This window comes from Synechococcus sp. R70.1 (assembly GCF_047461675.1).
GTDB lineage: Bacteria > Cyanobacteriota > Cyanobacteriia > Thermostichales > Thermostichaceae > Thermostichus.
In genome coordinates, this window is the sequence record NZ_JANSHR010000114.1 from 1 (window position 1) to 16,716 (window position 16,716).

Below are 16,716 nucleotides of genomic sequence, written 5' to 3' on the forward strand. Positions count from 1 at the left end.
GTGGGGATCCCTGGACATTGGAAATCTCAAACTCTGGCGGGATCCGATCCTCATCGATCAAGTTTCTCCTTCGGGGGGATCTCTAGAAATTGGAAACAGTTCCACACAGACGAATGAGTTCGCTGATCCAGCCGATGCCTGTAATCAAGGGGTTATCCCACTCCTCGAAGTAGACCCGTGGACGGCGGCGCCGTTGCTGTCCACGCTGCATAGCTCGGTGCAATCCCTCCCGCAAGGAGCGCACATATGCCCGTGCCTGAGCAGCTCGCCCTACCAGTGCCCCAAGGCGCAGGATCATGGAGAGGATCCCCTCAACCGTGCGCTGGTTGAAGCAGACAACCTCCACCCCCTGGCGAATGAGCTCAGCGCAAATGTTTGCCTGCAGATCCGACCATGCAAGCACAACATCGGGCTGCAGCGCCAAAATCCGTTCGATGTTGGCATCCAGAAGGGTGGACACCTTCGGCTTCTTCCGCGCCTCCGGCGGACGCACCGTAAATCCAGAAATGCCGACGACGAGATCCCCAGCCCCCAAGGCGTAGAGCGTCTCTGCCGTCTCCTCCGTCAAGCACACGATGCGCTCTGGCAATCGCGGTCGCGGAACATGTCTGCCAATCATCGGGATTTCTTCGAGCGAGTCTACGAACTGGTTTGCCAAATGGGCGCTCTAGGCTGCCCGCTTCAATGCCTCACCCCGACGCTCATGCAAGAGCTCTCGCAGTCGGAAGGGGTTCAATGCAAGACGACTGCGGTGGGGTTCATAGAAATTGGAAACAGCTTTAGGAGAAGTCCGCCGCTACCCGGTGGGCGCAGGCAAACCCAGAGAAAGCGACAGCGTTGAGTCCCTGGCCGGGGAAGGTGCTATCCCCCACGCAGTAGAGGTTGGGGATGGCCGTGCGGTTGAAGGGCATGCCCAAGAGTCCCCAGGGAGTGCCGCGAGGGATGGGGCCGTAGGTACCATTAACGCGGCCTAAGAAGCGGCGGTGGGTGCGGGGCGTGCCCACTTCCTGCAGTTCAATGTGGGATCCCAGCTCTGGCCAGAGGGCCTCCAGGCGGCGGATAAGGCGCTGGGCTGCCGCTTGTTTTTGCTGCCGGTACTGCTCTGGGCTCAAGCCCTGCCACGTCTGCATCCAACTGGGGGTAAAGGCGTGGACAATGTGGCGGCCTGGTGGGGCCAGCTCCGGATCCAAGAGGGTGGGGATGGAGACGAAGATCGTGCCCTGCTCCGCCTCCATGGCTTGCCAGTCTTCGAGAAGAATGTGGTGGCAGTAGCGCTCACCGGCCAGGGCCTCGGCCCGCACCCCCAAGTGCAGGCTCAAGAAACTGGGGGACTGTTGATAACGGCTTTGCCAGCGCCGCTCCGCTGCCGGAAAGGGTCCTGGCCAGAGGCGGCCAAAGGTATCCCAGCGGGTGGCATTGGAGATGATCTTGCGCGCAAAGAGCTTTTCCCCCGTGGAGAGCTCGACGCCCACGGCCCGGCCCCGTTCTGCCAAAATCCGCCGCACCGACGCTCGGTAGCGGATTTGCCCCCCGCAGGTCTCTAGCCCCTGGGCCAGCTTTTGAGCAATCTGCCCCACCCCTCCCTTGGGGTAGTTGACGCCACCGTAGTGGCGGTCGCAGAACACCATGCCAGCGTTGATCATGGGCGTGCGCTCCGCCGGCACCACCGACCAGCAGTAGCACTCCATATCCACAAAGCGCAGCAGCGCCGGATGGCGGAGGTAGCGCCGCGCCACCTGGCCCACATTCACCGGCAAGTAGCGGGCCAAAGTCAGGCAGGCGCGGGGGTTGCTGACAAAAGAGCGCCAGAGATAGCCCCACTCCTCCAAAGAGAGGAGCTCCATGGCGTTAAGGCTGTTGAAGATAGGCCAGAAGCTGTCGTAGAAACGGCGGATGCTGCCCGCTTCCTGAGGGAAATAGCTAGCTAGCTCCTGCAAAAACTCCTCGTAGTTCCGGTGTACGCGCGGGCTGAGCCCCTGGGGCAGGTGGTAGGCAATCTGCACGGGGTCGGGGATGGATTCCAGAGTTTGGCCCACAGCAGCCAGGGCACGGGTGAGCAGGTTGGTGGTGCCCTGAGTGCCCAGGCCAAAGATCATGGAAGCCCCGACATCAAAGCGATAGATCCCGTTGCCGTTGGGATCTGGGCGCTCGAAGTAGCCAGCGCTGCCACCGGGGATGAGGTATTTTTCCAAAACCAACACCTGGTAGCCCTTGGCCGCCAACTGGGTAGCTGCCACCAGGCCGCCAATCCCAGCGCCAATGACAATGACATCCCAAACAGAAGGGGGGGAAGCGGGAGGTGCCGCAGCTTGAGGTCGAGAAAACAGCGTCTGGGTCAAGGGATCCCTCTAGCGCAATGCCAGTATCCTCAACCTACCAGAGCTTTAGGCAGCATCCGCCATCCCATCTCAGGGCAGCGACTTAGATTAAATCTTCCAGGCCGCGGCTGCCGACGTAGCGGCTGTAGGCGTAGACTAGCCCCAGGCTCAGGCCAGTAACCAGAAAGCTAAGGGCCGCTCCAAAGGGGTAGTCCAGGCTCGCGCCAAACTGCATCTGAATGACATTGCCAATCAAGAGCGTCTTGCTGCCCCCCAGCAAGTCGGGCACCACGAACATGCCCAGGGCCGGGATCCCAACCAAAATCAGCCCCGCTGCCAGCCCCGGCAGCGTCTGGGGAAAGAGCACCCATAGGAAAACCTGCCAGCCGTTGGCGTAGAGATCCCGTGCTGCCTCGGCCAGGCGCCAGTCGATGCGCTCCACGGCTGTGTAGAGAGGCAAGACCATGTAGGGCAAGAACGTGTAGATCATGCCCAGATACACCGCCAGCCAACTGGGGTAGAGAGCCGTCTGGGGCGGAATCCAGCCCAGCCAGGCTGCTAGCCGCGCCGGCCACCCCTCCGGGGCCAACACCACCATCCAGGCGTAGGTGCGGATCACCAAGTTGGTCCAGAAGGGCACCACCACCAGCGTCAGCAACAGATCCCGCTGTCGGGGCGGGTGGGCGGCGATAAAAAAGGCCAGGGGATAGGCCAGGAGCACACAGAAGAAGGTGGTAACTGCCGCCACCAGCAGGCTGCGGCCCAGGATCTGCCAGTAGATGGGCGTCCACCCTAGGGGACCGTAGCCAAGAGCGCGCAGGTAGTTGGCCAGCGTCAAGGGCAGGCCCACCTGGCCAAACTCGCCGCGGCTGAGAAAGCTACAGGCCAAGAGCAGCAGCCCCGGCAGCACCAAAAACGTTACCACCCACAGCACCCCCGGCCCGGCAAAGATCAGGCTGTGCAGCAGCTCCTGCCAGGGCGTGAGCAATTCCCCGGCGCGCACTTGGGCAGGCTTCTCCAAGCGCTTCAGCATGGGGGACCCTCCCGCCGGGGATCCGGCCGCAGGCGCACCAAGTTTTTAGGAGGAAGATGGGCCACTAGGGCCTCCCCGATGGCAAAATCCTGGTCTTCGATGTCGGCGTTGAGGGTGAGGGCCTTGAGCTGCTGGCCGCTAGCTGTGCGCAGGAGGTACTGGTTTTCTGCCCCCGTGTAGATGAGGTTTTCCACCCGCACGGGCACTTGGTTGGGCAGCAGATCCCAGCCGCTCCGAGAAAGCCGAATCTTTTCCGGCCGAATGGCCAACTGCACTGGCTCCAGGGTGGGTTGGATCCCAGGCACCTTGAGCTTGCCCAGGGGCGTCTCGACGCAGTCGGTGCCGCAGGCGATCCCTTCGATGAGGTTGCTGGCCCCCAAAAAGTCCGCCACAAAGGCCGTTGCCGGGCGCTCATACACCTCGTCAATGGGGCCCACTTGCTCAATGCGCCCAGCCCGCATCACCGCCACTCGGTCGCTGGTCACCAAGGCTTCCTCTTGGTCGTGGGTCACGAAAATGAACGTCATGCCCAGGCGGCGCTGCAACTCGCACAACTGCACCTGCAGCTGCTTGCGCAATTTGGCATCCAAAGCCGAGAGCGGCTCGTCTAATAGCAGCACCTCTGGCTCGTTGACCAGGGCGCGGGCTAGGGCCACCCGCTGCTGCTGCCCGCCGGAGAGCTCCTGGGGCTTGCGCTTAGCCAGATCCCCAATCTCTACCAACTCCAAAGCGGCGGCCACCCGCTTGCGCAGCGCTTCCCCTCGCACTCCCCGCATGCGCAGGCCAAAGGCGACGTTCTCTTCCACGGTCATAAAGGGAAAGAGGGCATAGCTCTGGAACACGGTGTTGACGTTGCGCTTGTGGGCAGGCAGATGGCCCACCGGCTGCCCCCGGATCACCACCTCTCCGCCATCGGCAACCTCCAGGCCAGCGATGATGCGCAGCAGGGTGGTCTTGCCGCAGCCGGAAGGGCCCAAAAGGCCAAAAAACTCCCCCCGCCGAATCTGCAAGTCGATGCCATCGAGGGCCACAACATCGCCAAAGCGCTTGCGGATTCCCCTGAGTTCGACACTCCATGGACAAGCCTGGGAGAGGTCAGCAACGACACCGGCCATTGCGGTTAACAGCCCTGCTCGATTCTTAACCCAGTATGCAAGTTGGCGGCGCCAGGGGGATGGGGAGGCCGGCACCCTACCGCCATTCTGCCTCTGGTGTTTCTTCCCCTGAGGGCTCCTGGGCTGCCCAGACCCAATCCGTGAGATTTTGGTCGGGGATCCCTTGCCCCATTAGCCCGTGGCAGCGGGCGCAAAACAGGCAAGCAGCACAGCGCTCGCCATAGGGTAGGGGAGGGAAGTCCTGGGCCTCCAGTTGCCGCAGGCGGTTCAGGGTAGCTTTGAGGTGGGCCAGATCCCGCTGGTAGGCAGCAGCGCTGTAGCGCCACTGAAAAGGCCGCTGGGGGTGTTGCACATACCAAAGGGTCAGTTGCACCTGCTCCGGCTCAAAAGGGCCTTCCAGGGGCAGTTGGTGGGCCAACCCACACACGAGCAGCGGGTAGAGGCGCACCTGCCAGTCCTGGGCCAACTGTTCGTCGGGCGGGCGCTGCCGCTCCGTCTTCCAATCGACAATGTGCAGGGATCCCGGGGCAATCACCAGCCGATCTAAGCGGGCAGTGAGGTTAAACCCCTCAATCCGCTGCCAGAGGGGCAATTCCGTCAACACCCGCCCCTGCGGTTGGGCATGGGGACTGGCCAAGAACACCTGCCACCACTGGCGTACTGTTTCGTCTAGGGCCGACAGGCGCGGCTCCACCTGCTGCCCGCGGCTAGACCACTCCACCAGGCGGTGAAACTGCCGTCCCCGCTGCTGCTCCACTTCGTGCTCAAAGGCATCGGCGGCAGGCCAAATCAGTCGCTCCAGGTACACGTAGCAGAACAAGCGGGGGCAGTAGTCGAATAGCGACAGGGCCGAGGCCGAGAGGTTGACCTCGTCAAGACTCCACCTCAGCGGGGAAGGAGCAGCGAACATGGCTCAAGGAGAAGCATTATGGCCATTCTATTGGACTGCTAGGGGGTCGGCTGCCAGGAAAAGAGTGGCCTCTGGATCCCCAAGGGGGGCTAGACAAAGCGATAAAATTAAACTCAGGCTCACGCTAGAGGTCTTGGTTTTTTTGCCGCTAGTGGCCGAGCGTCTGCAAACTGTCTTACTTAAGCGAGGAAAACGCCGTGGAGCTAGCTGAGATCGAGGAGTTAATGAGCAAAGCGGTGCAGGCCACCCAGCGTTCCTTTAGCACGGTGCGCACGGGGCGAGCCAACGCCAGCCTACTGGATCGGGTTCAGGTGGAGTACTACGGCGTTCCCACTCCCCTGAAGGCGCTAGCCAGCATTACCACTCCAGATGCCAGCACTCTCCTGATCCAGCCTTTTGATCCCTCGACCCTGGCAGCGATTGAGCGGGCCATCCTCGCCTCCGACCTGGGCCTGACGCCCAGCAACGACGGCAAGGTCATCCGCCTCACCCTCCCCCCCCTGACGGAAGAGCGGCGCAAAGAGCTAACCAAACAGGTGGCCAAGCTGGCAGAGGAGGGGCGGGTTTCCATTCGCAACATCCGCCGCGACGCCATTGACGCCGTGCGCAAGCAGGAGAAAAACGGCGAGATCTCCGAAGACGAGTCCAAGAGTCGGCAAGAAGAGATCCAAAAGTTGACCGACCGCTACATCAAAAAGATTGATGAGCTGCTGGCGGAAAAAGAAAAGGAGCTGACTACAATCTAAACGCCCCTCTCTGTGGGCCTATGCCAGCAAGGCGCTGCTGCCAGCATGGATCTCATCCTGTGTCACCAGTCGGCGGACTTCGACACCTTGGGAGCGGCGGTGGGCGCAGCACGGCTGTATCCAGGCGCCCGCATTGCCCTAGCTGGCGGATCCCTGCCGGGAGTACAGGAGTTCTTGGCCCTCTACCGGGACGAGTTTCCCCTCATCGAGCTGCGCTCGGTGGATCCCCGACAGGTCCAGCGCTGGATCTTGGTGGATTGTTACGATCCGGATCGCCTCGGTAAGGCTGCGGCCTGGCTGAGCGTTCCTGGGGCAAAGATTGAGATTTTCGACCACCACCTGCCTGCCACCTCGCTGGAGGAGGTATGGCCGCAGCAGCAGGTCAGCGCCCACATTGAAGCCGTGGGCTCCACCTGTACCCTCCTCGTGGAGCGGCTGCAGGCGGCCGGGATCCGCCTCAGTCCATTTGAGCGGCTGGCCCTGGCTTTGGGCATTCACGTGGACACGGGATCCCTGACGTTCCCGGAGACCACTGCCCGCGACGGTGCTGCCCTCACCTGGCTGTTGCAGCAGGGGGTGAACCTGGTGCTGTTGCGGCGCTTTTTGGGGGACGGCCTCACCCCGCCGATGCAGGAGCTGCTTGGCCAGGGGCTTGCCCAGATCCAGGTAGAGACGGTGGGGGAGTACCGCTTGGGCACGTGGCTGCTGGATCTGCCGGAGTTTGTGCCTGGCCTGGCCGGCCTGGTGATGCGGCTGATGGAGCTGACGGGGGTGGACGTGCTGCTCTTGGTGGCGCGGCAGGGGGAGCGGCTCAGCCTCATTGGGCGGGCGCGGCAGGAGTTTGCCCAACTGGGCCAGGTGATGGCCCGCTACGGCGGCGGCGGCCACGACTGCGCGGCGGCAGCCACGCTGAAAGCTTCCCCGGGCCGGCCCTTGCCCGATCCAGCCCAGGTGCTGGCCGACCTCAGGCAGGCGGTTAAGGAGCGGATCCCGCCGCCGGTGACCGCTAAGGATCTGATGTCCTCGCCGGTGCGCACCATCCGACCGGAGGTGACCATCCAAGAGGCCCAGCGGGTGCTGCTGCGCTATGGCCACTCCGGCCTGGTGGTGGTGGATGCCCAGGGCTGCCTGGTGGGGGTGATCTCGCGGCGGGACATTGACATTGCCCTGCACCACGGCTTTGGCCATGCCCCCGTTAAGGGCTACATGACCACGGAGGTCAAGACCCTCTCCCCCGATACTCCGCTGGCGGAGATCCAGCGGCTGATGGTGCAGTGGGACATTGGCCGTCTGCCCGTGCTTCAGGATGGCCAGTTGGTGGGCATCGTTACCCGCACCGACGTGTTGCGGCACCTGCACGAGCTGCCGGCTCTCTCGCCCCGGTTGGCCGCTCCTGAGCTTTCCTGCCCCCTGGATCTCTCCTTTCCGGCCCTGTCGCCGCAGCACCGCCGCTTGCTGGAGGTGGCGGCCCGCCTTGCCGACGAAAAGGGTCTGCGGCTGTATCTGGTGGGGGGAGCGGTGCGGGATCTGCTGCTGCACCAGTGGGGTCGGCAGCCTCCCTCTTGCCTGGAACGGCTGGACCTGGACTTGGTGGTGGATGGGCCTTACCCCTCAACCTCCCCCGGGACGGATCCGCCAGGCTGGGGGTTGATCCTGGGGAAAGCCCTCAAGCAGCACTTCCCGGAGGCGCGCTTGGAGATCCACGGCAAGTTCCAAACCGCCGCCCTGATCTGGCCAGGGGGCTTCTGTGTGGATATTGCCAGCGCCCGCACGGAGTTTTACCCCTACCCGGCCTCGCCCCCTGAGGTGGCCATGGGATCCATCCACCAGGATCTCTACCGACGAGACTTTTCCATCAATGCTTTGGCCCTGCGCCTCAACGGCCCCCAGCGGGGTCAGTTGCTGGATTTTTTCGGGGGGCAAGCCGATTTGCAAAAGGGGATCATCCGCGCCTTGCACCCCAACAGCTTCATCGAGGATCCCACCCGCATCTACCGGGCAGTGCGCTTTGCCGTGCACCTGGGCTTTAGGCTAGACCCGGCGACGGAAGAGTGGATCCGCGCCGCGGTAGCTAGCGGCCTTCACGACGCTGTCGGCGGGGAGCGCCTCAAGCAGGAGCTGGCCTACATCCTCCGCTCCCGCGACTGGCCCTTGGCCTTTGAGCGGCTCTCGACGTGGGGAGCCCTACGCTGCATTCATCCCAATTTAACCTGGGAGCCCTCCCTGTACCGGCGGCTACAGCGGGTGGGCCGCTGGGCCTCTCACTTCCGCCGCCGCTACCCTGAGCTGGGATCCCAGGAGATCTGGCAACTGCGCCTGGAAGCCCTGCTTCTGGCGCTGCCCCAGGCGCCCCAGGTGGCCAGCCAGCTCCACCTCACCCAGGCAGGCATCGAACGCCTCCGCCATTTCCCCTCCTACCAAGCCCTGCTGGCGCAACTGGAGAGTGGATCCCTCTCCCCGGCTCAGGTGGTGCAGCTACTGCAGAAGCTGCGCATCCCGGCGCTAATCCTGTTGGCTGGGCTTGCCAACAAGCCAGCGCGGCGGCTGATCTGGCGCTACCTGCAGGAGTGGCACTGGGTAAAGCCGCCTCTCAACGGCCACGATCTGCGTCGCCTGGGCTATAGGCCAGGCCCTCTGTTTCAGGAGATTCTGGATGGCCTGCGCTACCTTACCCTCAATGGCAAGCTCTCCACCCGCGCTGAGGCAGAAGCCTGGCTACGGGAACACTACCCTCTCAATCCCAAAGCCTCCAGAGAAGGGCCAGCCCCACCCCTAGACCGCTCCACACTCCCAAAACCTGTCGCAGCAACTGCAAACTTTCCCGCACCACCTGGGGGCTCAAGGGGCGAGCCGGGATCCCCAACTTCGGCTTAACCTTGGGGACGCCGCGGTAGAAGTTGGTGCCTCCCAACTGAATCTGCAGCCGCCAGGCAAAGGCCGCCTCGCTCCAGCCCGAATTGGGGCTGGGGTCTGCCTGACCGTCGCGGCGACAGCGCTGCCAAAACTCCCAGGGATCCCCGCCGAGCAGCGCCAGCGTCAGTACCGTCAGCCGGCAGGGTAGCCAGGTCAGGACGTCCTCGCAGCGGGCTGGCACTGTGCCCAGGTAGGTAAAGGGGGCATGGCGATAGCCCACCATGGAGTCCAGCGTGCTGCTGGCCTTGTAGGCCAAAGCCAGCGGCGCTCCCCCCAGAAAGGCGTAGAACAAAGGGGCCGTTGCCCCGTCAGGGGTATTCTCTGCCACGGTCTCGATCACCGCCCGCAAGATCTCTGGCTCCGTCAGGTGCTCCGTATCCCGGCCTACGTAGCGGCTAAGGCGTTGGCGGGCCTGGGGCAGATCCCCCTTTTCCAGAGAATCCAACACTTCCAAGGCGGCAAAGCGCAGGCTGCGCCCCCCTAGACAACTGGCCATCAATATGCTCTGCATCAGGATCCCTGCCCAGGGGTGAAGAGCCTGGGCGATGGCAATCAGACTCCAGCCCGCCGCGTAGGAGCCCGCCACCAGCGCCAAGGTGAGCATTGCCCCGCCCCAGCGCTGGGCTGAGGGAGTTAGGCAGTGCTGGAGGATATAGCCTTGGCCCCAGGCAATCACCGCCCCCATGACCCGCACTGGGTGAGGCCACCCCCAGGGATCTGCCAGCAGGTAGTCCAGGGCCAAAGCCATCGCCAGCACCAGCGGGGCCGTTGGCTGAGCGGGGAAAAACAGCCAAGCTTCAGACCACAAACTTTCCCTCCTGGCTTTGGGCTGCCTGCCAACTGCGGGCGTCAAAATACAAATCTTCCAGGGTCGTTTCCTCCAACACCTGCCGCACTCGCTGGGCAATCCGTGCCCAGAGGGCCGCCGTTACCCAGTCCGCTCCCGCGCCGGCGCTTTCTTGAGGAGCTCTTGCCCCCTCCGAGCTGTTGGTGCGGAGATCCAAGGACTCCCCCACCGCCGCCAAAATGGCGCTAATGGGGATTCGCCGCGGCGGCCGTGCCAGCCGATAGCCCCCCTGCGCCCCTCGCTGGGAGCAGACCAAGCCAGCTTGGCGTAGCTCTATCAGCAGCTTTTCCAAGTAGGGGGCCGGGATCTGCTGTCGCTCGGCAATCGCCCGCACCGACGCCCTCTGGCCCTTGCTAAGCATCGCCAGATCCAGCAAAGCCTTGATGCTGTAGGTGGCTCGCGTCGTCAGGCGCACCGGCAGTCTCTTCTCCCTTTTCCCCTCGATCCTGTCACAGGCAGCTAGCCTGGAGATCTCAGGATCCCCTTGGCCTTGAGGCTTGGCCATGGAGCGCCCCAGCGCCGCCCTTTACTTAGTGGCCACTCCCATTGGCAACCGCGAAGATATCACCCTGCGCGCCCTGCGAGTTTTGCAGGAGGTGGACTGGGTGGCGGCAGAAGACACCCGCCACTCCGGCCAGCTGCTTAGCCACTTTCAAATCTCCGCTCGCCTCATGAGCTACCACGAGCACAATGCAAGCCGGCGGATCCCGCAAATCCTCAAGTACCTGGCAGCAGGGCAGTCGGTGGCCCTCATCAGCGATGCCGGCACACCTGCTCTTTCCGATCCAGGCCAGGAGCTGGTGCGCGCCTGTATCCAAGCTGGGATACCGGTGATCCCGGTACCTGGCCCTGTGGCGGCGGTGGCTGCGTTGACAGCTTCGGGCTTGCCCACCGACCGATTTGTCTTCGAGGGCTTTTTGCCCCTCAAGCCCCGTCAGCGCCAAGCCCGCCTGCAGCAACTGGCCCAGGAAGAGCGCACCATCGTCCTCTACGAAGCCCCCCACCGCCTGCAGCGGACTTTGCAGGATCTCCTCGTGCACTGCGGCCCTCAGCGGCAGATCGTGCTGGCCCGCGAGCTCACCAAATGGCACGAGTCCTTTTGGCGGGGATCCCTGGCCGCTGCTCTGGAGCACTGCCTAGCCCAGCCGCCGCGGGGAGAATTTACCCTGGTTTTGGAGGGACGGCCTTGCTCAGAAAAAGCCGAGGAGCTCTCCCCTTCCGAAGCAGAAGTGCGCCAGGAGCTGGCTCGCCTGCTGGCTAAGGGCCTGTCCCGCTCCGCTGCCAGCCGGCAACTGGCCCAGCGTCTGCAGGGATCCCCCCTCTGGACGCGGCGCCGCCTTTACCAGCTCTCCTTGCAGTTGGAGCCCCTTCCCAGCGGGGATCCTGACGACGAGGCGGAATCCCTGGGGTAGGGGATTACCTGGACTTGAGCTTCTCGGCCTTCTCGATGGCCTCCTCGATGGTGCCCACCAGGTAGAAGGCCTGCTCTGGCAGATGGTCCAGCTCTCCCGAGAGGATGCGCTGGAAGCCCTTGATGGTATCCTCCAACTTCACGTACTTGCCAGGCGAGCCGGTGAACACTTCCGCCACGAAGAAGGGCTGCGACAGGAAGCGCTCGATGCGGCGGGCACGGGCCACCACCAGCTTGTCTTCTTCAGAGAGCTCGTCCAGGCCCAAAATGGCGATGATGTCCTGCAGCTCCTTGTAGCGCTGCAGCGTCTGCTTCACGGCCCGGGCGGTGTTGTAGTGCTCTTCCCCCACAATGTCTGCCTGCAGGATGGTGGACGAAGACTCCAGGGGATCCACGGCTGGGTAGATGCCCTTGGCCGCCAAGCTGCGCGACAGCACCACGGTCGAATCCAGGTGGGCAAACGTCGTCGCCGGTGCCGGATCGGTCAGGTCGTCGGCAGGTACATACACTGCCTGCACGGAAGTGATGGATCCCTGCTTGGTGGAAGTAATCCGCTCCTGCAGGTTGCCCATTTCCGTGGCCAAGGTGGGCTGGTAACCCACCGCCGAGGGCATGCGGCCTAGGAGCGCCGACACTTCCGAGCCGGCCTGCACAAAGCGGAAGATGTTGTCGATAAACAACAGGACGTCTTGCTTGTTGACGTCGCGGAAGTACTCGGCCATCGTCAGGGCGGTGAGGCCTACCCGCATGCGGGCACCTGGCGGCTCGTTCATCTGGCCGTAGACCAGCGCCACCTTACTCAGCACCCCAGACTCCTTCATTTCGTTGTAGAGATCGTTCCCCTCGCGGGTGCGCTCTCCCACTCCAGCAAACACCGACAGGCCGGAGTGCTCCTCGGCAATGTTGTGGATGAGCTCCTGGATCAGCACCGTCTTGCCTACGCCGGCACCCCCAAACAGACCCACCTTGCCGCCCTTTTTGAAGGGAGCCAGCAGGTCGATTACCTTAATGCCAGTTTCAAAGGGCTCCGGCTTGACCGTCAGCTCCACCAGGGGCGGGGCACTGCGGTGGATGGGGGCGAACTCCTTAGCTTGTACCGGCCCCTTCTGATCCACCGGCTCTCCCAGCACGTTGAAAATGCGGCCCAGGGTGGCCTCGCCCACTGGCACGGTAATTGGGGCGCCTGTATCCACCACCGGCATACCCCGCACCAGCCCATCGGTGGAGGACATGGCCACGGCCCGCACGCGGTTATCCCCCAAAAGCTGCTGGACTTCGCAGGTAACTTTGACCTTCAAGCCACTTTCGGTTGTGGCCTCCACCTTAAGGGCATTGTAGATTTGAGGGAGTTTGCCGCTGGGAAACTCAACGTCAACAACTGGTCCAATGACTTGGGTAATGTAGCCAACGTTAGCTGCAGTGGCAGTAACCATGGTTGAGGTTTAGCTCCTTGTTTGCTCAGGTGTCAAAACGTCAGCGGATCCCGGTAGGGAAAGCCAGGGGCGGCTTTGTTGTAGGACTTGGTTTCACTGCTAGGATCAGCCTACCACTCTATTGCCCACCCGCTGGCAAACTGGCTCAGTACTCAAAGGTCATGGATAGAAAGCGCGAGGGAGAAAAGCTGGCAGGGCTGGGCTTTGGGGAAGAAACGGGATTTCGAAAAGCCTCTGCTGCCTGCTGAAAATGCTGCAGCGCTTGTTCAATTTCCTGAAGCCGTGCCTGAATTTGCTCTTGCCGTTCCTGGAGAAACTCCAGTTCCTGATTAAGCCGCTGCTTTTCCGCTGAGAGCTGCTGCATCTCGGCATAGAGGGCAGATTCAGCTTTGCGGCGAGGGATCGAGCGCAACTTGGGCCGAGGTCGGGAGCGGGGCAGGCGGGGCAAGCTCATCTAAGAGGTCTCGAGGGCACGTGCTTATCCTAGCGCGGTTTGGAAAAGAAGGAGAAGCTGTGTTCTTGGCAGCAACTGTCTCCCCCAGTAGGATCCGACTTGTCTAGTGGAGGAAAGGCAATGGTTGAGAGCGCAACGGAACTGCTGCAGCGCTACGGCAAGGGTGAGCGCGATTTCAGCAACAGCCAACTGCCAGGAGCTGACTTGGCTGGCGCGGATCTAGCCGGGATTGATCTGGGGGGAGCCCTCCTCCAGCAGGCCAAGCTAGCTGGGGCTAACCTGGAGCGGGCCTACCTCAGCGGCGCCGATCTCAGCCAAGCTGACCTCCAGGGATCCAACCTGCGCCTAGCCAACCTGGAGAAAGCCAAGTTGCCGGGAGCCCAACTTCAAAAAGCCAACTTGCGCGGCGCTAACCTCAGCCAAGCCGACCTCAGTGGCGCCGACCTCAGCCAGGCCGATCTAGCAGGGGCCAACCTCAGCGATGCCAACCTCAAAGGGGCCAAGCTCAGCGGCTGCAAACTCAAACTGGCCAACCTGCGCGGAGCCTGCTACGACGCCGCCACCCAACTGGAAGTAGCTACTGAGGAACTGGGCATGGTTTTTGCCTAGTCCTCCTGCGGCTCCAACTCCAAAATCTCCTCGATCTCAGCGTCCGTGTAGCCCACTGCCCGCAACTTCTCCGCCACTACCTCAATTTCCTGGGCTGCCAAATTGTGCTGGCGCACCCGCTCCCAAAGATTGGCCGCAGTCTGGAGCAACAAGCGACGGCTTTCTACCTCGAACAGTTCAAAAGCCGTTGCCAGCTCGATAGCCTGCAACACCTCCTCAGCGCTGTCAATGGGCTGATCCAGGGACTGTTCCTCCAGCTCCACCAGCAGCTGGCGCAGCCGCTCTAGGCCATCCCCAAGGGCAGACATCCTCTTGGCTCCCTCTCCCCTCCCCTGCTGCCTAAGTACCCACCCTAGCAGGCTTGTCTCTCCCAACGAAAGGGATGCGACCCATCCTGTTCCAGCTAGGGCTATCCTGAGTAGAGTAACCCTAGACCAGCAAGCGCTAGGATTATTGCACAGCTAGCAAAGGGATCCCGGCGCTCGACAGCCCATCAAGGAGATGCACGAGTATGGCCCCAGCAAACGTTTCCCTCCCAGCCAATGCCAGCGACACGACCCTAGACTACAGCAGCCCCGCGTATCGGCAGGCCTACTCTCGCATCAACGGCATTGTCATTGAAGGCGAACAGGAAGCCCACGACAATTACCTCCGCTTGGCCGAAATGTTGCCGGCAGCAGCAGAGGAGCTGCGCAAGCTGGCCAAGATGGAACTGCGCCACATGAAGGGCTTCCAAGCCTGCGGCAAGAACCTGAAGGTAGAACCGGACAGGGAGTTTGCCCGTGCCTTCTTTGCCCCCTTGCGGGACAATTTCCAAAAAGCGGCAGTAGCTGCAGACCTGGTGACTTGCTTGGTCATTCAGTCGCTAATCATCGAGTGCTTTGCCATTGCCGCCTACAACATCTACATCCCGGTTGCCGATGAGTTTGCCCGCAAGATTACCGAAGGGGTAGTTCAGGACGAGTATCTCCACCTCAACTTTGGGGAGCGCTGGCTGGGCGAGCACTTTGCCGAGGTCAAAACCCAAATTGAAACGGCCAACGCCCAAAACCTGCCCCTGGTCTGGAAGATGCTGCAGCAGGTGAATGACGACATAGAAGCTATCTACATGGATCGCGAGGCCATTGTGGAAGACTTCCTCATTGCCTATGGCGAAGCGCTGGCCAACATTGGCTTTAACACGCGCGAGGTGATGCGCTTGTCAGCCCAGGGGCTGCGGGCTGCCTAACCTCCTCCCGCTTGTTGGGGATTCCTGGCTGAGCTGCAGCACTTCCTATCCTCCTTGAGGGGATCCGGAGAGGATCCGCAAGCTACGTGAGTGAGCCTCTATGTTTGGCCTGATTGGGCACTTGACCAGCCTGGCCCATGCAAAGCAAGTGGCAGACAAGCTGGGGTATGCCGAATATGCAGAAAGTGACCTGGACTTTTGGTGCATGGCTCCACCTCAGGTGGTGGACGAGATTGTAGTGACCAGCATCACTGGCCAGAAAATTTATGGTCAGTACGTCGAATCCTGTTTCCTGCCGGAAATGCTGGCCAGCGGTCGGGTCAAAGCCGCCTGTCGCAAGGTTTTAAACGCGATGGCTTTAGCCCAGCGGCGAGGCCTTGATATCACTGCCCTGGGCGGGTTTAGTAGCATTATCTTTGAGAATTTTCGCCTCGAAACCCTCAAGCGGGTGCGCAACGTCGACCTGGAGATCCGACGCTTCACCACTGGCAACACCCACACCGCTTACATCATTTGTCAACAATTACAGGCGGCAGCCCAGCGCTACGCTATGGACTTGGCCGCTGCCACCGTTGCCGTGGTGGGAGCTACCGGCGATATTGGCAGTGCCGTTTGCCAGTGGCTGGTGAACCGCACTTCAGTGGCCAAGCTGTTGCTTATAGCCCGCGAGCGGCGACGCCTAGAAGAGCTGCAGGCCAAGCTTAAAAAAGGAGAGATCTGTTCCCTGGAAGAGGCCTTGCCCCGTGCCGATTTCATCGTCTGGGTGGCCAGCCTGAGCCAGGGGGTAACCCTTGATCCACAGGTGTTGCCGGATCCCTGCGTCATCATCGACGGTGGCTATCCAAAAAACATTGCCTCCCAGTTGCAGCGCAAGGGGCTATATGTCATCGACGGCGGCATGGTGGAGCACTCGCTGGATATTGAGTGGACTATCATGCAGTTCTTGAATGTGGCCAACCCTGCCCGTCACCTCTTTGCCTGCTTTGCCGAGTCAATGCTGCTGGAGTTTGAGGGCCTGCACACCAATTTCAGTTGGGGCCGCAACCTGATTACCCTGGAGAAACTAGATCTCATCGGGGAATTGTCTCGTAAGCACGGCTTCCGTCCCCTCATGCCGGCAGCTTAGGTTCAAAGACAGCTGCGGGAGCGCTTCTATACCAGGAGAAGGTAAACTCCCCCGCCGGTTAGAGGTTGGCAAACCAACCACCCTCCTGCGCCGGTTTACGGAAGCTCCAAGCAAGGCAATTATCTTGGCTGCGTTGCAGCCCACATCCGCTCTGAAAGACTCATACAACCCCGGACAAAAGCAGACTTTTGCTCCAGGTTGAGGCTTTCTTCCTGCTTCCGTGACATATAGCTAGCAGCAGAGTTCACCTCCACGACCCCACTAGAGGGATCTCCCCAGGCGTCACTTCCCGTCGAGCTGACGGTAGCTGCTCCTTGCTCTGGTTCGAGCACACAGGCTCAAGACAGAGCCAACTTTAGCCTAGGCAAAAGGCCTACCAGAGGAAATGTACCTGCCAGCCTAGCTAATCCACGTGAAGGCAGAAGGTGCGTTGGCGAGGTTGCCCATTGTGCCACAAAGCGGCATTTTTGACTATTTTCTCCCAGCCCCCTCCCAGGAAGAGAAGGGAGTCAGCTGACGGGGCAGCAACTGCTACTAGCACTGGATCTAGCAGCAGCTGTAGGGGGTGTTTTA

General features: G+C 61.8%; 15 protein-coding genes and 1 pseudogene. 6 read left to right on the top strand and 10 right to left on the bottom strand.

The annotated features are described in order from the left end of the window. Positions 1-82 precede the first annotated feature (82 nt). The 5 genes from NW807_RS10890 to NW807_RS10910 form a co-directional block, all read right to left on the bottom strand. A complete protein-coding gene (locus NW807_RS10890) occupies positions 83-619 on the bottom strand; it encodes an ABC transporter substrate-binding protein (protein WP_414426115.1) in 537 nt (178 codons plus the stop codon). Between the two features lie 160 nt (positions 620-779). Continuing rightward, complete coding sequence (crtH, locus tag NW807_RS10895) at positions 780-2,327, bottom strand: carotenoid isomerase (RefSeq protein WP_414426145.1); 1,548 nt, start codon at positions 2,325-2,327, stop codon at positions 780-782. Between the two features lie 94 nt (positions 2,328-2,421). Next, the gene (locus tag NW807_RS10900) at positions 2,422-3,351 is read right to left on the bottom strand and encodes an ABC transporter permease (RefSeq protein ID WP_414395939.1); all 930 of its coding nucleotides are present in this window, start codon (positions 3,349-3,351) and stop codon (positions 2,422-2,424) included. Next, a complete protein-coding gene (locus NW807_RS10905; protein ID WP_414426116.1) occupies positions 3,345-4,466 on the bottom strand; it encodes an ABC transporter ATP-binding protein in 1,122 nt (373 codons plus the stop codon). The genes NW807_RS10900 and NW807_RS10905 overlap by 7 nt, the downstream gene beginning before the upstream one ends. Positions 4,467-4,542: 76 nt before the next feature. After that, the gene (locus NW807_RS10910) at positions 4,543-5,376 is read right to left on the bottom strand and encodes a PD-(D/E)XK nuclease family protein (protein ID WP_414348010.1); all 834 of its coding nucleotides are present in this window, start codon (positions 5,374-5,376) and stop codon (positions 4,543-4,545) included. Between the two features lie 197 nt (positions 5,377-5,573). Between NW807_RS10910 and frr the strand changes: the two genes are divergently transcribed. Further along, positions 5,574-6,122: a ribosome recycling factor gene (frr, locus tag NW807_RS10915; protein WP_414348012.1), complete on the top strand. Its 549-nt coding sequence runs from the start codon at positions 5,574-5,576 to the stop codon at positions 6,120-6,122. Positions 6,123-6,167: 45 nt separating this feature from the next. Beyond that, a pseudogene (locus NW807_RS10920) lies at positions 6,168-8,318 on the top strand (CBS domain-containing protein); the annotation flags it as partial. A 538-nt stretch (positions 8,319-8,856) separates the two neighbouring features. Here NW807_RS10920 and cbiB read toward each other — a convergent pair. Together cbiB and NW807_RS10930 are read right to left on the bottom strand one after the other, a co-directional pair. Continuing rightward, positions 8,857-9,783 (bottom strand): adenosylcobinamide-phosphate synthase CbiB, encoded by a 927-nt coding sequence (gene cbiB / locus NW807_RS10925; RefSeq protein WP_414396108.1) that lies wholly within the window; start codon positions 9,781-9,783, stop codon positions 8,857-8,859. Between the two features lie 49 nt (positions 9,784-9,832). After that, a complete protein-coding gene (locus NW807_RS10930; protein ID WP_414395941.1) occupies positions 9,833-10,297 on the bottom strand; it encodes an RrF2 family transcriptional regulator in 465 nt (154 codons plus the stop codon). 88 nt (positions 10,298-10,385) lie between these two features. Between NW807_RS10930 and rsmI the strand changes: the two genes are divergently transcribed. Continuing rightward, entirely contained in the window at positions 10,386-11,294 is a 909-nt protein-coding gene (gene rsmI, locus NW807_RS10935) for a 16S rRNA (cytidine(1402)-2'-O)-methyltransferase (protein ID WP_414426117.1), read from the top strand. A gap of 4 nt (positions 11,295-11,298) precedes the next feature. Here the strand turns inward: rsmI and atpD are convergent, their stop codons facing one another. Both atpD and NW807_RS10945 read right to left on the bottom strand, forming a co-directional pair. Next, on the bottom strand, positions 11,299-12,726 hold the full coding sequence (gene atpD, locus NW807_RS10940; protein ID WP_414395945.1) for a F0F1 ATP synthase subunit beta: 1,428 nt from the start codon (positions 12,724-12,726) through the stop codon (positions 11,299-11,301). 145 nt (positions 12,727-12,871) lie between these two features. Continuing rightward, positions 12,872-13,180, bottom strand: coding sequence for a DUF5320 domain-containing protein (locus NW807_RS10945; RefSeq protein WP_414426118.1), 309 nt, complete (start codon positions 13,178-13,180; stop codon positions 12,872-12,874). A gap of 120 nt (positions 13,181-13,300) precedes the next feature. Between NW807_RS10945 and NW807_RS10950 the strand changes: the two genes are divergently transcribed. Beyond that, entirely contained in the window at positions 13,301-13,789 is a 489-nt protein-coding gene (locus NW807_RS10950) for a pentapeptide repeat-containing protein (protein ID WP_414395949.1), read from the top strand. On the opposite strand, the gene NW807_RS10955 is transcribed toward NW807_RS10950, so the two are convergent. Continuing rightward, the gene (locus tag NW807_RS10955) at positions 13,786-14,097 is read right to left on the bottom strand and encodes a hypothetical protein (RefSeq protein WP_414395950.1); all 312 of its coding nucleotides are present in this window, start codon (positions 14,095-14,097) and stop codon (positions 13,786-13,788) included. The genes NW807_RS10950 and NW807_RS10955 overlap by 4 nt on opposite strands. A gap of 203 nt (positions 14,098-14,300) precedes the next feature. Here NW807_RS10955 and NW807_RS10960 point away from each other — a divergent pair, with 203 nt between their 5' ends. Both NW807_RS10960 and NW807_RS10965 read left to right on the top strand, forming a co-directional pair. Then, entirely contained in the window at positions 14,301-15,017 is a 717-nt protein-coding gene (locus NW807_RS10960; protein ID WP_414426119.1) for an aldehyde oxygenase (deformylating), read from the top strand. A gap of 100 nt (positions 15,018-15,117) precedes the next feature. After that, positions 15,118-16,143: a long-chain acyl-[acyl-carrier-protein] reductase gene (locus NW807_RS10965; RefSeq protein ID WP_414426120.1), complete on the top strand. Its 1,026-nt coding sequence runs from the start codon at positions 15,118-15,120 to the stop codon at positions 16,141-16,143. Positions 16,144-16,716: the final 573 nt, after the last annotated feature.

Coding starts and splice junctions, on each gene's coding strand:
- NW807_RS10890 (WP_414426115.1), bottom strand. CDS start 619: ATGATTGGCAGACATGTTCCGCGACCGCGATTGCCAGAGCGCATCGTG.
- NW807_RS10900 (WP_414395939.1), bottom strand. CDS start 3,351: ATGCTGAAGCGCTTGGAGAAGCCTGCCCAAGTGCGCGCCGGGGAATTG.
- NW807_RS10905 (WP_414426116.1), bottom strand. CDS start 4,466: ATGGCCGGTGTCGTTGCTGACCTCTCCCAGGCTTGTCCATGGAGTGTC.
- NW807_RS10910 (WP_414348010.1), bottom strand. CDS start 5,376: ATGTTCGCTGCTCCTTCCCCGCTGAGGTGGAGTCTTGACGAGGTCAAC.
- cbiB (WP_414396108.1), bottom strand. CDS start 9,783: ATGGCTTTGGCCCTGGACTACCTGCTGGCAGATCCCTGGGGGTGGCCT.
- rsmI (WP_414426117.1), top strand. CDS start 10,386: ATGGAGCGCCCCAGCGCCGCCCTTTACTTAGTGGCCACTCCCATTGGC.
- atpD (WP_414395945.1), bottom strand. CDS start 12,726: ATGGTTACTGCCACTGCAGCTAACGTTGGCTACATTACCCAAGTCATT.
- NW807_RS10945 (WP_414426118.1), bottom strand. CDS start 13,180: ATGAGCTTGCCCCGCCTGCCCCGCTCCCGACCTCGGCCCAAGTTGCGC.
- NW807_RS10950 (WP_414395949.1), top strand. CDS start 13,301: ATGGTTGAGAGCGCAACGGAACTGCTGCAGCGCTACGGCAAGGGTGAG.
- NW807_RS10955 (WP_414395950.1), bottom strand. CDS start 14,097: ATGTCTGCCCTTGGGGATGGCCTAGAGCGGCTGCGCCAGCTGCTGGTG.
- NW807_RS10960 (WP_414426119.1), top strand. CDS start 14,301: ATGGCCCCAGCAAACGTTTCCCTCCCAGCCAATGCCAGCGACACGACC.
- NW807_RS10965 (WP_414426120.1), top strand. CDS start 15,118: ATGTTTGGCCTGATTGGGCACTTGACCAGCCTGGCCCATGCAAAGCAA.